This is a genomic window from Paenibacillus lactis (assembly GCF_017873605.1).
In the GTDB taxonomy this organism is placed as follows: domain Bacteria; phylum Bacillota; class Bacilli; order Paenibacillales; family Paenibacillaceae; genus Paenibacillus_AQ; species Paenibacillus_AQ lactis.
In genome coordinates this window covers 207,131-221,180 of sequence record NZ_JAGGKI010000002.1, presented here as the reverse complement: position 1 = coordinate 221,180, position 14,050 = coordinate 207,131, and the positions used below count along the sequence as shown (strand labels likewise).

15 protein-coding genes are annotated in these 14,050 nt (G+C 54.9%); 6 read left to right on the top strand and 9 right to left on the bottom strand.

The annotated features are described in order from the left end of the window. Nucleotides 1-372 precede the first annotated feature (372 nt). The 3 genes from J2Z18_RS03985 to J2Z18_RS03975 are packed head-to-tail and all read left to right on the top strand — an operon-like array spanning nucleotide 373 to nucleotide 2,742. Nucleotides 373-1,293, top strand: coding sequence for an ABC transporter ATP-binding protein (locus tag J2Z18_RS03985; RefSeq protein ID WP_245255843.1), 921 nt, complete (start codon nucleotides 373-375; stop codon nucleotides 1,291-1,293). Further along, nucleotides 1,290-2,006, top strand: a complete 717-nt coding sequence (locus J2Z18_RS03980) for an ABC transporter permease (RefSeq protein WP_007130511.1) — start codon at nucleotides 1,290-1,292, stop codon at nucleotides 2,004-2,006. Before J2Z18_RS03985 ends, J2Z18_RS03980 begins: the two co-directional genes overlap by 4 nt. Before the next feature lies 1 nt (nucleotide 2,007). Continuing rightward, nucleotides 2,008-2,742, top strand: coding sequence for an ABC transporter permease (locus J2Z18_RS03975; protein WP_007130510.1), 735 nt, complete (start codon nucleotides 2,008-2,010; stop codon nucleotides 2,740-2,742). A gap of 152 nt (nucleotides 2,743-2,894) precedes the next feature. On the opposite strand, the gene J2Z18_RS03970 is transcribed toward J2Z18_RS03975, so the two are convergent. From J2Z18_RS03970 to J2Z18_RS03960, 3 genes are all read right to left on the bottom strand, one after another. Next, nucleotides 2,895-3,752: a Gfo/Idh/MocA family oxidoreductase gene (locus J2Z18_RS03970; RefSeq protein ID WP_210094218.1), complete on the bottom strand. Its 858-nt coding sequence runs from the start codon at nucleotides 3,750-3,752 to the stop codon at nucleotides 2,895-2,897. Nucleotides 3,753-3,785: 33 nt separating this feature from the next. Beyond that, complete coding sequence (locus J2Z18_RS03965; RefSeq protein ID WP_210094217.1) at nucleotides 3,786-4,868, bottom strand: Gfo/Idh/MocA family protein; 1,083 nt, start codon at nucleotides 4,866-4,868, stop codon at nucleotides 3,786-3,788. Nucleotides 4,869-5,038: 170 nt separating this feature from the next. Then, nucleotides 5,039-5,971, bottom strand: coding sequence for an AraC family transcriptional regulator (locus tag J2Z18_RS03960; RefSeq protein ID WP_210094216.1), 933 nt, complete (start codon nucleotides 5,969-5,971; stop codon nucleotides 5,039-5,041). A 256-nt stretch (nucleotides 5,972-6,227) separates the two neighbouring features. Here J2Z18_RS03960 and J2Z18_RS30750 point away from each other — a divergent pair, with 256 nt between their 5' ends. Continuing rightward, nucleotides 6,228-6,362, top strand: coding sequence for a hypothetical protein (locus J2Z18_RS30750; protein WP_260842868.1), 135 nt, complete (start codon nucleotides 6,228-6,230; stop codon nucleotides 6,360-6,362). A 227-nt stretch (nucleotides 6,363-6,589) separates the two neighbouring features. Here the strand turns inward: J2Z18_RS30750 and J2Z18_RS03955 are convergent, their stop codons facing one another. From J2Z18_RS03955 to J2Z18_RS03945, 3 genes are all read right to left on the bottom strand, one after another. Beyond that, on the bottom strand, nucleotides 6,590-7,174 hold the full coding sequence (locus J2Z18_RS03955) for a TetR/AcrR family transcriptional regulator (protein WP_007130506.1): 585 nt from the start codon (nucleotides 7,172-7,174) through the stop codon (nucleotides 6,590-6,592). A 7-nt stretch (nucleotides 7,175-7,181) separates the two neighbouring features. Further along, nucleotides 7,182-7,937 (bottom strand): alpha/beta fold hydrolase, encoded by a 756-nt coding sequence (locus tag J2Z18_RS03950; RefSeq protein WP_007130505.1) that lies wholly within the window; start codon nucleotides 7,935-7,937, stop codon nucleotides 7,182-7,184. A gap of 217 nt (nucleotides 7,938-8,154) precedes the next feature. Then, nucleotides 8,155-9,903: an alpha-glycosidase gene (locus J2Z18_RS03945; RefSeq protein WP_007130504.1), complete on the bottom strand. Its 1,749-nt coding sequence runs from the start codon at nucleotides 9,901-9,903 to the stop codon at nucleotides 8,155-8,157. 431 nt (nucleotides 9,904-10,334) lie between these two features. On the opposite strand from J2Z18_RS03945, the gene J2Z18_RS03940 reads away from it, so the two are divergent. Together J2Z18_RS03940 and curA are read left to right on the top strand one after the other, a co-directional pair. Beyond that, on the top strand, nucleotides 10,335-10,595 hold the full coding sequence (locus J2Z18_RS03940) for a metal-sensitive transcriptional regulator (RefSeq protein WP_007130503.1): 261 nt from the start codon (nucleotides 10,335-10,337) through the stop codon (nucleotides 10,593-10,595). 149 nt (nucleotides 10,596-10,744) lie between these two features. After that, nucleotides 10,745-11,758, top strand: a complete 1,014-nt coding sequence (gene curA / locus J2Z18_RS03935; protein WP_007130502.1) for an NADPH-dependent curcumin/dihydrocurcumin reductase — start codon at nucleotides 10,745-10,747, stop codon at nucleotides 11,756-11,758. Between the two features lie 119 nt (nucleotides 11,759-11,877). Here the strand turns inward: curA and J2Z18_RS03930 are convergent, their stop codons facing one another. The 3 genes from J2Z18_RS03930 to J2Z18_RS03920 form a co-directional block, all read right to left on the bottom strand. Continuing rightward, nucleotides 11,878-12,369 (bottom strand): CcdC family protein, encoded by a 492-nt coding sequence (locus J2Z18_RS03930; RefSeq protein WP_007130501.1) that lies wholly within the window; start codon nucleotides 12,367-12,369, stop codon nucleotides 11,878-11,880. Between the two features lie 228 nt (nucleotides 12,370-12,597). Beyond that, complete coding sequence (locus tag J2Z18_RS03925) at nucleotides 12,598-13,170, bottom strand: TetR/AcrR family transcriptional regulator (RefSeq protein WP_007130500.1); 573 nt, start codon at nucleotides 13,168-13,170, stop codon at nucleotides 12,598-12,600. Further along, a complete protein-coding gene (locus tag J2Z18_RS03920) occupies nucleotides 13,167-13,892 on the bottom strand; it encodes an MBL fold metallo-hydrolase (protein WP_210094215.1) in 726 nt (241 codons plus the stop codon). The genes J2Z18_RS03925 and J2Z18_RS03920 overlap by 4 nt, the downstream gene beginning before the upstream one ends. Between the last annotated feature and the right edge of the window lie 158 nt (nucleotides 13,893-14,050).

Sequence of the window (14,050 nt, the reverse complement as noted above, 5' to 3'; positions counted from 1 at the left end):
GCGATCAAGGGCAGAGCGAGCAACTGTATGAGAGTTTGAGTGCCAGCTCATAGAAACATTGGTGGGCATATCTTGATATTCACGCACCAGCGGAGGGGGAGGAATCGGTCTGGAGAAGCGAAGCGCTCGCCTTTAAATCCGGGAAACAACCTCGTTTAGGATCATTCCGGTTTCCCGGATTTAACAGCGATCGGAAGAACGATCCGCCACCGTAGCGGCCTTAGATACAGGAAGAGTTTATGACCGCCACCGAAGCGCCATAGTTGCACGAAGCTAGGAGCGCGCTCTACCCTGATTCGCTTTTTTAAAGAAAATTTAAACTTGCCCCCGACCGCCGTTTAACCTTGACCAAGTACGATGGTTTACGAGGTGATGAACGTGACGGAACTCGTCATTCAAACAAAGGGACTTTATAAAACATACAAAAAACGCGCAGCAGTCGAGGACTTGAATCTGGAGATCGCGCGCGGTGACATTTACGGCTTTCTCGGGCCGAACGGGGCCGGAAAGACAACGACGATCCGGATGCTGCTCGGGCTGATCCAGCCGACGCGCGGAGCCATTCATCTATTCGGCAAGGATTTGAAGAGCGAGAAAATGGACATCTTGCGCCGTACCGGCTCGCTTGTAGAATATCCGTCGTATTATGGACATTTGACGGCGGTGGAAAATTTGGAGGCCATCCGCCGGATCACCGGCAGCCCGAAATCCCGCATTGCGGAAGTGCTGGAAATCGTCTCTCTGACGAAAGAGGCGAAGCGCCCGGTGAAGGGATATTCCCTCGGCATGAAGCAGCGACTCGGGATTGCGGCTGCCCTGCTGAACAATCCGGAGCTGCTGATTCTTGATGAACCGACCAACGGATTGGACCCGTCCGGGATTCATGAAATCCGGGAGCTGATCAAAAACATGCCGCGCCAATACGGCATCACCGTTCTGGTCTCCAGTCATCTGTTGGGCGAGGTTGAGCAGATGGCCGACAAGGTTGGCATCATCCGTGAGGGCCGAATGGTATTCCAGGATTCGATCGATAACCTGATCCGGACGGCTTCCAGCGGCTTCCGCCTGGCGGTGTCGGAGCCGGAGGACGCTCTGCAGCTCGCGCTGGATCTTGGCTGCGAAGGCACGCTCAGAAACCATGTGCTCGAGCTGGAATCAATGCAGGATGCCAAGGTGGCGCTGCTCGTCAAGCGGCTGGTCGAGAATCGGCATGCGGTATATCGGGTCGAGGAGAAGCGGAAGTCGCTCGAGGATATCTTCATGCAAATCGTAGGGGAGGGGAGCCGCCCATGATGGTCCGAGCACTGTCAGCCGATTGGCTGAAAATCCGGGGCAAAGGCATTTGGTTTCTCGCCGCGCTGGGACCGATCGGGCTGGTGGCGATGCAGGGCCTAAACTTCGGACTGCGGTATGACTACTTGATGAAGTCCTATGCGGATGATCCGTGGGGCGGCTTGCTGGAGAACGTACTGTTCTTCGTGCCGATCGCGCTGTTCCTTGGCATCACGCTGGTCTGCTCCCTCATGGCAAACGTCGAGCACCAGCTCAGCTCCTGGAAGCAGCTGCTGGCATTGCCGATTTCACGAACGGCCGTGTTCAGCGCGAAATTCGTGCAGGCGTTCCTGATTCTGTGCGTGTCCTGCATTTTGCTGACATTAGGTACGGCTGGCTTGGGGCTGCTGCTGGGGATGGGCGTCGAGCAGATGCCGTATCTGGATCTGCTGCGGATCGGCTTTGTCCAGTTGTTCGCCGCACTACCGATGCTTGCGCTCCAGCTGTGGCTGTCGCTGACGCTGAAGAATCAGGGCTTGCCGGTAAGCATCGGCATTACGGCATCGGTCGTGTCCATGTTCGCCTTCCAATTTCCGAATTGGATGCCGCTCAAGTGGCCGCTGCTAGCGTATATGGGGCCGGGCGAAGCGAAAGTAATCGGTGCGGGCCTGCTGCTGGGCGTTGTCATTGCTTGCGCCGGGCTGATTCATTTTAACCGGAAGGATGTGGATTGAGATGACGGCCTATACAAGAGCGGTGTCCTGCGAGTGGCTAAAATTATCGAAGTCAAGACTATGGGTGCAGATTCTTATGTGCGCGGCCCTGGTTATGCTGCTTGGCATTGTGGAAGGCTCATCGAATCCGATCGCGCCTTGGGAAGCGCTGGTCGGCATAATGAGCATCCTGCATGCGATGCTCTTTCTGCCCATCATGACGGGGATTTTCAGCGCAATGGTGTGCCGGTATGAGCATTCGGGCGGAGGCTGGAAGCAGCTGCTGGTGCTGCCTGTCTCGCGCAGCGCGGTTTATTTTGCGAAGTTTACCGTAGTCAGCCTGCTGCTCGCAGTCGTGCAGGCACTGTTCCTCGCAGCGGTGCTGGGAGCAGGGATGATCAAGGGGATCGACGCTTCGATTCCGTGGGACATGATGGGACGCAGCCTGCTTGGCGGCTGGGTGGCCTGCCTGCCGCTCGCAGCCTTACAGCTTGGCGTGTCCACGGCTTGGAGCAGCTTTGCCGCTCCGCTGGCACTGAACGTGGTGTTTACGATTCCGAATATGCTCGTGGCGAATTCGGAAACCTATGCGCCGTATTATCCATGGGCTCAGCCGTTTTTGGCCATGATGCCCCAGGGACAGGCCGGCTTCGGAGCGTTCAATCTGCCGTTCGAAAGCCTGATGATGGTGGTGGTCGGCGGGTTCCTGCTGTTCTTTATCGCGGGTCTTATCTATTTTCAGCGGAAGGAAATATAGCTCGTGGAGGACTCTCCAACCGACCGAAATTGCGCAAAACGGAATCTTGCTCGACATGAAAAGAGCTGTTCTTGAGGACGCGTCCTAAGAACAGCTCTTGTTTTTCCATGATGGAAATGAACCCTATGAACTATGCAAAATTCTGTTAAGCTTTACTGCAAGTTGTTCGCGAATACCGGCAGCTCTACCCAAACATACGGCGTTGTGGATGCCTTCAGCCCGTACTCGATGATCGTAATGACGGCAATCGTCTCGGCGGGATCGACCGCAGGCTTGCCTGTCTCGAAGAAGTGCACCAGATTTTCGATGAACGCCCCGAAGAAGTTGGAGTTCGCCGTTGCCTGCTTGAAGCTGCCGGAGTCGTAACGAACACCTAGCGTAAATGGGCAATTGTCCCCGAGGTGGTTCACTGCAGCCTGGCGTCCTTCGCCGAAGTCGATCAGCAGGGCGGGAGACGCCTCGGTTCCGGTGAACATGACGCGTTTCGGATTCGAGCCCATCAGCTGGACGATCGGCTCGATCTGATGGATGGAATAATTCGAGAAAGCACCGGGTCCCCAGCTGCTGATCGTTTGAATCCCTGCGGGTTCAAGCTCGGCATACTCGCTGGCGAAGCGAAGCGCCGAGGTCGAGTACATCGGCGTTCCATGCTTCGCGGCCAGCTCGAACAGACGGATGGCCGTCTCGCGATCAGGCGCAAACGTTTTGTCGATATACGTAGGCTTCCCGGAAGCCAGCGGCAGCTGCGACAGCTCCTCATGGTACTCGGGATGGTCCGGGGACAGAACGATCAGATAGTCGCTTCGTTCAACGACCTCCTCGATGGAATGCACCTGCTCGATCCCGTTCTCCTTGCACCAAGCTTCATTGGTGAGGCCGCCTTCTTTGTCCTGTTTGCCGTAGGCGCAGACGACTTTCATGGTTCCGTTGCTTGCCTGCTCAATCCAACCGGGATATTTATTCGCATGGAACTGGTCGAGATGCAGATCGACAAATCCGATTTTTTTCATAAAACCTATGCCTCCCTGACGTTTCGAACTGGGTTAGTTGCTGCTCTGGGCTACGGGCTGAAGCGATACCTCTGCTCCCTTGTCGGACGAATCATAGATCGCCTGGATGATCTGAGAGGACAGAATGACCGTATCGATATGCGATGGCTGCTTCTCCCCGGTCTGGATGGAGCGGATAAAGCCATCGATCTCGTTCTGGAACATGTTGCCGATATTGAATTTCGGCGTCGTTTCAAGCAGCGCGCCGTCCTTCGCGGTATAGAAGGTGAACTCGGCCCCGTATTTCAGACGGATGCCGCCTTTGTCGCCCAGGAAGTCGATGAACATTTCTTCGGCTCCGATATTTTGCGCCCACGCTCCGTTTAAGGAGATCGTAGGACCTTCCGTCCGAATGAGGGCCGTAACGAAATCGTCGACGTCATATGTGCCATCGTATTTCGGCGGGCCTGCCCACATCTTGAGGAAGGTGTAGTCCTCCATATCCTTACCGAGCTTGCAGTAAGCCTGGCCGGAAACGGTTTGCGGCTTCGGATCGCCGGTGCAGTACATGACGACATCCAGGAAATGAACGCCCCAGTCGATCAGCGCGCCGCCGCCGGCGATCGCCTTCGTCGTAAATGCGCCGCCGAGACCCGGGATGGAGCGGTGGGCACGGAAGCTGGCATAGACATGGTACAGCTCGCCGAGCTCGCCGTTTTGGATCATGTTCTTGATACGGTTAACGCTTTCATTATAACGGTTCACAACCCCGATATTGAGCGTCTTGCCGGTCTCGTGCTGAACCTTCTGCATCTCGAGTGCTTCGGCATAGGTCCGTGCTGCAGGCTTTTCGCATAATACGTGCTTGCCGGCCCGCAGGCAGTCGATGGCGATCGAGGCATGAACATCATTCGGTGTGCAGATGGATACAGCGTCAACCTCCGGATCGTTCAGCACTTGACGGTAATCCGAAACAGCTTGGCCGCATTCATATTTGGAAGCGGCAGCCTCCGCCCGGTCCAGGGCAATGTCACAGAAGTATTTGATTTCAGCATCTTCGTTGGCTATGTAGGCGGGAATATGAGCGCTGTTGGCAATCGTGCCGCAGCCAATGACGGCAATTGTAATTTTGTTCATCGGTTCTCCTCCAAAATCGTGGATTTGGTAAGGCATGCATAATCATGACGCCGAGTTGAACTTTCATTCATTTCTTGCACAGAGTATATCATGGGCTGCATGCATTCGGATTTCACTATTGTGTTTATTTATTGGATTATTGTTCAGGTTAGGAAAACAACCCTTGCCATCTAATAGGCGTTCTTCTTATAGTAAGCCGGGGTGGTGCCGGTATATTTCTTGAAAACGCGGCAAAAGTAGGGTAGCTCGTTAAATCCCACCTTATAGCATACCTCCGTGACGGTCAGCTCGGGCTGCGCGAGCAGTCTCATCGCCATGCGGACCCGGAAGTTGGTCACATACTGGCTGAAGGTACGGCCGGTCACCTCTTTGAAATGCCGGCAGAAGTTCGTCCGGGACATCATCGTGACGGCACACAGCTCCTGCAGGCTGAGGGGCTTATCGTAATGGTTATGGATAAACTCGATGGACTTCATAATGGGCTCGCGATACTGGTTGTTGGGACCCGTCAATCCGGCGGCCCCGTTCTCCTCCAGCTCCCGGCTCAGGATGCCAAGCAGCTTGAGCAGATTCGCCTTAAGCAGCAGCTCAAAGCGGGGGCCTCGCCGTCCGAATTCGGCAAGCATCTCGGTCATCAGCTCCCTGACGGCAAGATCACTGCTGCTGGAGAGCATGATTTTGAGCGGGATTTTGTCTTCAGGTACCATGAACGACTCGATAAAGGCTTGGTCGAACCCGCCGGATTCTTCCGTGCGGGCATGCAGATGCTCGTTAATGAACTCGGGCATAAACTCGCAGCCGAGCACTTCAAGCTCTTTTCCTGGAAGCATTTCAACCCTGTGCACGCTGTAGGGAGGAAGGACGAATATGCTGCCCTGGGTCATCCGGTATTTCTGGCCGAACAGGGTGTGGTCGAACTCTCCCCGGCTGATGTACCAGATTTGGAAGTAGTCGTGCATATGGTCCGACAGGCTGCCGAATTCCTCGGTAATCCGGTATATTTTGCACGGCAGGCCGCTGATCATCTCCAGCTCCGACGTAAAGTAGGCGATGCCCCGGCGGGTGCATTCGGCAATATCGGGCTTGATCCAGTGAATGGCCATCTCGTTGTCCTCCTGAAAGATATCTTCGCTGAATTTGATAGTTTTTCATCCTATATACTATTCATAGCATAACGCATTCATGGCATGAAGGAAGAGGGAAATATAGTATCAATCAGGTAAGATATGAGCGACAAACGGTCCTATGCGTTCAAGCGACGGAAATAAAAGTTCTACCAGGGGAATTATGGTATAATTGAAGAGACAAAGTAACCGGTGGGAGTGACGCGGCGAAGCTAACCCGAAAGGGGGTGACGCCGTGTCCCTTCTTGAATTGACGCTCAAGCTCCTGGACGGAATGCTAAAGCTGGTCGGCATTATTACTGGCCTGAATGCTTTAGTTAACGCCTCCCGGAAACGATCGCGGCCAAACAAGAAAAGCCACCGGGAATAGGTTGGCGCCTAGCTATCCGGTGGCTTTTCATTGAATTGTGAAATCCTCGCCGTGGTCGCCCACCGGCCTTTGTTAGAAGTCGCGATGTGTCCAGCATCGCGGCTTTTTAAGTTTACGCATCTTTAACCAAAGTATACCACAAAAGCATGAAAACAACACAGGCATTTCAATGGATGAAGCATGCCCACTGCATTTCAGCACAGAGCGGTATGGCGGCAATAGGGTTGCTAGCGGCGGAATTCGTCCAGCATCTGCGCCTTGATCTCCTCGATCGGAAATTGCTGGGGATAGGTGGAGATCATGAGCATGATGCCTTGGAGCGTAGAGGAAAAATAAAGCGAGCGCTTGCGCGGTTCGGCGACGCCGAGCCGCTCGAATATCCTGCACTGGAGCTCGAACTGCCGCGCCGCTTCCTCTACGAGGAGCCTGCTGTACTTGATCAGCTCCTGATCAGCTTCGGGCTGAGTCTGGAGATGGAGATAGAACCGGTGCTCCTCCGGCTTTTGGTAGACGCTGTCGATCGCGTGCCCGATAATGAACTTCAGCTGCTCAATAGGTTCGGTGAGCGCAGCTGCATCCTGCATGACTTGCGCGATGGCCCCGATGCGTTCCGTTACCATCGTGGCGAGCAGCTCCTCCTTGCCTTGAAAGTAATTATACATAAGGCCTTTGGATATCCCGGCATGGCGGGCTACATCGCTGATGGAGGTGGCGTGGTAGCCTTGGCGGATAAACAAGTCCATCGCGGCCTCCAAAATGTTGGCTTTCGCCATTTGTCGAATGCGTTCGTTCTCGCTAGGTGTCCGCGGCATGAATCCTTCAGTCCTCCACAAAATCGGTAATATGCTGAGATACAGCTTCAGGATGAGTCAGCGTGACCATATGATCGGCCCCTGTTATCCTGACGAATCGGATATCCGGAACTCTCTGAAAGCTTTCGGCGACCAGCAGGTTATCAGGAAGTTCCTGGTCTCCGATGATGAATAGCGTTCTGGTCTGAATCTCTTCGAGCCGCTCGTAGGCAGGCGGCGTCGGCCAGATCGGCGCAAAGGCGGCGGCAGGCCACGTAAAAGTACGCAAGAAATGGCGGCGCAGCATGTCAACCATGAGCTCCCGCTGGGGGCTGTTCCTGGCCACCTCATAGGACGGGGCGCCGATCGAACGCTCAATCATCAGCTCTACGTCCGGAGCGGCTTCGCCCACGTGTTTCATATAGTCCTGGAATTCATCGGAATACGGATAGCCGGATAAGGCAGGTGCGATCAGGACTAACTCCGATACTCTTTCAGGATAATGGATCGCGAATTCGGTGGCAATCTGGCCGCCCATGGAGTGGCCGACGATGGCGGCCTGCGGAAGGTTAAGGTGGTCGAGCAGGGACAGTACATCAAGAATATAGTTGGGCTGCCCGACAGGAGAAGGGGAGTTGCCGATTCCTCTACCGTCCATCGCAATCACTTGAAATCGATCTTGGAGCAACGGCGTGATGAGGCTCCAGTCCCGCGAATCGGCGCCGCCGCTGTGAATCATCAAGATCGGCTTCCCCTTGCCGTGAATCTCGTAATACAAATCCATGTGAACACCCTCCATTCATTTTCCGAAATATGGATCGGCCGATGCGTTTATTTTATTATTGGTTGACCGGTTAGTCAATAGAAAAAACAGAGGAATACGATCACCTATCAACGAAAAATTGACACCGAAACCACGGGCGCCGGCATTCAAAAAGCTCCCCCCCGAGCCGTAAGCACGGCGCTCGAAGGGAGCTGCATCTCTTATTGTAGAATATGAATTATTGCTGGGCCTTCAAAATCGCAAACCCGTACGCAGGCAGCTTCACGGTCAGCTGCCCTTGCTTCGCGCTAAGCGATTGACCGTTCCACAGGTTGGTCCATTGCTGGTGCTGCACAGGCAAGGAAATGGTATTGCCGGCTCTATCGTTGTTGACCGCCACGATGATCGTTTCGTTGTCGTCCTCCCGCAGGTAGGCAAGCTTGCCGCCGTTCTTCTCCGCCTGCAGGAACTTGAAGGAGCCTGTGCGCAGCGCCGGATGGGACTTACGCAGCTTGATGAGGGTCTGGTAGAACGTGAACAGATCCTTGTCGTGCTTGGTCTCATCCCACTCCATGCATTTGCGGCAGCCCGGATCGTGTCCGCCGTCCATGCCGATTTCGTCGCCATAGTAAATGCAAGGGGTGCCGAAATAAGTGAACTGGAACATGGCCGCAAGCTTCATCAGGCGCTTGTCGCCGCCGGCCTGTGTCAGCAGTCTCGCGGTATCGTGGCTGTCCAGCAGATTGAACATCACTTCGCTTGCCTGTCTCGGGTAGCCCGCAAGCTGCTTGCCCAGCATGAAGGAGAACTTCTCCGCATCCGCAGTGCGGTTAATGAAGAAGTCCAGCACCGCATTCGTGAACGGATAGTTCATGACGGCGTCGAACTGGTCCCCTTCGAGCCAGATGGAGGACTCGTGCCATACTTCACCCAGGATGTAGGCGTCAGGATTGGCTTTTTTCACGACCTGACGGAATTCGCGCCAGAAGCTGTGTCCGACCTCGTTGGCAACGTCCAGGCGCCAGCCGTCGATGCCTGTCTCTTTGATCCAGTATTCGGCAGCCTTCAGGAGGTAAGCCCGCACCTCCGGATTCTCCGTGTTCAGCTTCGGCATGAGCGGCTCGAAGGCGAAGGTATCGTATGTCGGGATGCCGTCCACCACTTCAAGCGGCAGGGAACGGATATAGAACCAGTCCTTGTATTTCGATTTTTCACCGTTCTTCTGCACGTCCACGAATGGCGCGAACGTTCTGCCGGAATGGTTGAAGACCGCATCCAGCAGGACGCGGATCCCCCGCGCGTGGCACAGGTCCACCAGCTTCTTCAGCGTATCTTTATCCCCGAACTGAGGGTCGATTTCCAAATAGTCTTCCGTATCGTATTTATGGTTGGTCGTTGCCTTAAACAGCGGCGTGAAATAGATCGCGTTGACGCCAAGCTCGCTCAGATGATCCAAATGATCGATCACCCCTTGGAGGTCACCGCCGAAGAAGTTGTTCGGCGTCGGCTCTGCGCTTCCCCATGGCAGTGCGCCTTCCGGATCGTTGCCCGGGTCGCCGTTTGCGAAACGCTCAGGGAAAATCTGATAGAATACGGCGTCCTTCACCCAAGCCGGCGGCTGGAATACGTCATCCGGGTTAATGAACGGGTACTCGAACAGACGATCCGGATTAGCCGGCGGCTCCGTCAGGAAGTCATATTCCGTCATCCAGCGCTTCTCCTGCCCCTTCTGGAGCAGGAAGCCGTATTTCAGGCGGCGGTATGGCGGCGTAGCCTCGCACTCCCAATAGTCGAACAGCTCATCCGTGGCCAGCTTGGTCATCGGAATGTATTCCATCGTCTGATCCCACATGTATTTATCGCCGGCAAGCGCGTAGACTTCGGTGAGATCATCCTTTTTCGTACGGATTCTGAGGTGGACGGTCGTTCCGTCATAGGCGTAGGACCAGTTTTTGCGCGGGCGATGATAAATGGCTTCCAAGAACATCGATAAATTCCTCCCTTGATTGATAAAATTAAAAAAAGGCACACCCAGGACTAAAAAATAGCCGAGGTTGTACCTTTTGTAAGTAGGGGATTTTGCAAAATCCGATTCCAGCCGCTTCAGGGCCACAATATACAGACGAATTAAACCGTTTCGATCTCTATATTGATGATTGAACTATGGATTTGTGCAAAACCTCAAGTAAGATAACATTGCCTTTAAATTATGAATTTGATGACTCTGCTAAAAATATACCATGCGGTCTGCGACGATACAAGCCCTAAGCCGGGAACAATCAAGTTTCAGCAGCCAATCATAGTACCGTGCCTGTGCCAGTACGGGTATGATTGCGGGTTTCAGGGGCATGAATGATGCTATAATTAGAAGAAGAGGGACAAGCCTGGACGGATAAACGATAAAGGGGATGACAAAGAATGCATTACGATGATCAGGTGAAGAACCGCGTGAAGCGGATTGAGGGACAGCTTCGGGGGATATTGAAAATGATGGAGGAGGCGAAGGATTGCCGGGAGGTCATTACGCAATTAACGGCTGCCCGAACGGCGATCGACCGCACGATTGGTGTCGTGGTCAGCGCCAATCTGGTGGATTGCGTGCGCAAGGCCGAGTTGGACGGCGAGAATACCGAGAAGCTCGTGCAAGAAGCGGTGAACCTCCTCGTCAAGAGCAGGTAGGCCTCCCGGCAATCCCAAGCGGTGAGAAGGGGAGAAGCGGGGGGCACTGTGTCTTAAATGTTAATTTGCTGCGAGTGGTTCATGAAATGGATCAGGATCGGACAAAATGGGTAAATAAATGTAATGACTTCTTAAAGGAGGGTACTCAGATGTCTGTCAATGAGCAAATTATTCTGGCCAAGCGTCCGCAAGGGATGCCGAATCAGGCGGATTTTGCGTTCGAGGAACAGCCCATGCCTGTTCCGCAGGCCGGCGAAGTGCTGGTGCGGACGGTGTATCTTTCGGTTGACCCGTATATGCGGGGAAGAATGAGCGAAGCGAAAAGCTACGTCAAGCCTTATGAGGTGGGCGAGGTCATTCAGGGCGGCGCGGTCGGCCAGGTCATGGAATCCACGCACCCGGGATTTCGGGAAGGCGATTTCGTTGCAGGCAATTGGGGCTGGCGGAGATACGCGGTTGTGAGCTCATCCACACTGCGCAAGATCAATCCGGAGCTGGCTCCCGTATCGACCGCACTGGGCGTGCTCGGGATGACCGGCTTGACGGCGTACTTCGGGCTCCTCGACATCGGCCAGCCCCAGGCTGGCGAGACCGTCGTTATATCCGGGGCCGCCGGGGCCGTCGGCATGATCGTTGGACAGATCGCCAAGATTAAGGGAACCCGGGTGATCGGCATTGCCGGATCGGATGAGAAGATAAGGTATTTAACGGAGGAGCTGGGTTTTGACGCGGCTCTGAATTATCGCTCGGAGACGTTTGAGGATGAGCTTCGGGAGGCTTGTCCCGACGGCGTGGACATTTACTTCGATAACGTCGGCGGGGAAGTCTCCGATGCGGTGCTGCGTCTGATTAACAAAAATGCGCGCATTCCGATTTGCGGACAAATTGCGCTGTACAATCTGGAGAAGCCGGACACGGGTCCGCGGATTCAAAGCCTGCTGCTGACCAATACGGCCTTGATGAAGGGATTTCTCGTCGGCGATTATCAGAGCCGGTACAATGAAGCGCTTCACGAGCTGGCCGAGTGGCTGCGGGACGGAAAGATTAAGTATGCCGAGAATATCATCGAAGGCTTCGAGAATACGCCGGAGGCGTTCCTGGGGCTGTTCAGCGGGGAGAATCTCGGAAAACAGCTGGTGAAGGTAAGCGAGGAGCAGAATTGACCCATTGGATTCGGGCATCCGGCAAATAGAAAAAAGAGTGGCGACCGCACAAAGGCTTGGCTCAAAGGAGCCCTTGCACCGTGCGGATCGGCACTCTTTTTTTCGTGACACGCCCTGGCTCACATGGCCGCTTCGGGGCCCGTGATTTGCTGATACTGGCGGTACATGGAGATGCGCCAGTGTACGATCATTCCGTAGGCGAGCAGAAAGAACAGCGCCGCGGTCTGCGGAATGGAAATATGCTGCTCAATATACCCGTGCAGCAGAAGCCTGAAGGCCAGAAGCCCAAGCAGGATGTAGACAAAGCTGCGAGACTTCTGCATGAAGATCTGCCCGTCCACCTTCTCGAACCGGGTGCTCCGAATGAGCGGATAGGAGAAGATAAACCAGCCGACAAGAAATGCGATGATCCCCCACCATATCGGGATTCGCACCTGCTTCTCCACGAACATCAGAAATCCTGTGCTCATCGCGAGCGGCGGAATAATGATCTTCCTAACGGTTACCGGCCGGTGGCTGGCCTTCATCCGAATGAAAATCACCGTTAAGGCCATGACGAGCATCGCGACCGTGGAGCCTATTTGAAGAATTGGGGAATTGAAATCAACCACAATTCAGAACCTCTTTCCCTAAGTAAGATGAGATGGCTATATTCTGTTCCTTGATTATAGCATATTCTCATGACAGGCAAAATCAGGGGCGAGAGAAGCTGTTTTTCGGCGAAAGAAGCTGTCGCAAGCTTAGTTGTCCGTACACCGGTTCGCGAGACATCGGGCGGGAGCTATCATTGCGCCGCCTGGACAGGCACACGGAGAGGAAGTGGAGTCTGCAATGAACGTTCAGTCTCTGCGCTGTGCGTTCAGTCCCTGGATGAATATCTGGATCATGTACGCGAGGCTTTCGTCCAGGGACAGATCCATGGCAAACTGGCCGCCGCGTTCCAGGGAGGAAAAGCCGTGGCACAGGCTTCGGAGCGTCCGGACCGAGTGCAGCGCCTCGGCTTCTTCAAGTCCGTAGTGGGCGAGCACCTGCAGCAGCAGCCCGACAATGTCATCGCCGATCTGCTTCGTGTCCGCGTGGTCCGGTTGGATCGGCTGAAGAGCGGCCTCATATAGGCCGGGGTGCGTTCTGGCGAACTCGACATAGGCGATGCAAACGTGTCGAAGAGCCTCCTCGCCGGAACGGCCGGCGACAGCCTTCAGCAGCCGCTCATGCAGAATCTGGAGGCCATACTGCGTTAAAGCGGCATGCAGGCCGGGAAGCCCATCGACATGGTTATACAGCGACGGGGATCTGACGCCTAGCCGCCCGGCCAGCGCGGCCAGCGTAACGGAATGGAAGCCGCCCTGGTCGGCGAGCTCCGCCGCGGCCTGCAGGAGCTGGTGGCGATCAATGCCGGGTCTTGGACTCATCGTGCAGCCCTCCCGATGCGTCTTTGCGCCTCTTCAATTGCACGCTGCATGCGCGCCTCCGGCTGTGTAATCATCGGACCATGCCCGACGGCCAGCACGGCCGGCTGAAGCGCTGCATGGGCAATTGCGGTCGACAGAGCCAGCTCCTTGCTCCAGGTTGCCATTGCCGGGAAAGGGAACCACGGGCGGAGCACGCCGGAGACTGCCAGCCCGCCGCGGGTCTGCCAGGCGTCCCCGGCGATCAGAATGCCGCTGCGCTGGTCCAGAAACGCCATATGTCCCGGCGTGTGGCCAGGCGACGCGAGCGCTTTAAGCGAGCCGACGCTGTCGCCGTCCTCAAGCAGCACATCCGGCACCGCCTTTACCGCTTTAGGCTTAGGCACGCCGCCGCGGATCGCGGTTTGCGGCTCGCCCGGGATCAGATCCCGATTGCCTGCGAGCAGCTGCGCATCCCGCCTGGAGATATACACGGCGGCTTGAGGCAGCGCCTTCTTCAGCCCGTCGAGGGCGCCGATATGGTCATCGTGGGCATGGGTTAACAGGATGCGCGTAATCGGCTTTCCGATCGCCGCTGCGGCTTCGAGGATGCCTTTCTCGGAAAACGGCATGCCGGCATCAATCAGCGTCAAGCCGTCACTTTCTTCAACGAGATAGACATTAACGGGAAATAGGCTGGGCAGAAACGAAACTTGGGTCACCTGTTCGATCGTGCGGGTTAACATGGAAATCAATCCCCTCTCGCTCAAAACTAATTATGTTAGCATATTAACTAATATCATTAGTTTTAGCAAGCCTGATTTTAAATATTTCTTGAATATGCAAGATGCGACACTAAAAAATTTATAATTTTACCAAAATTTGAGTGCAATTTTATAGCGTA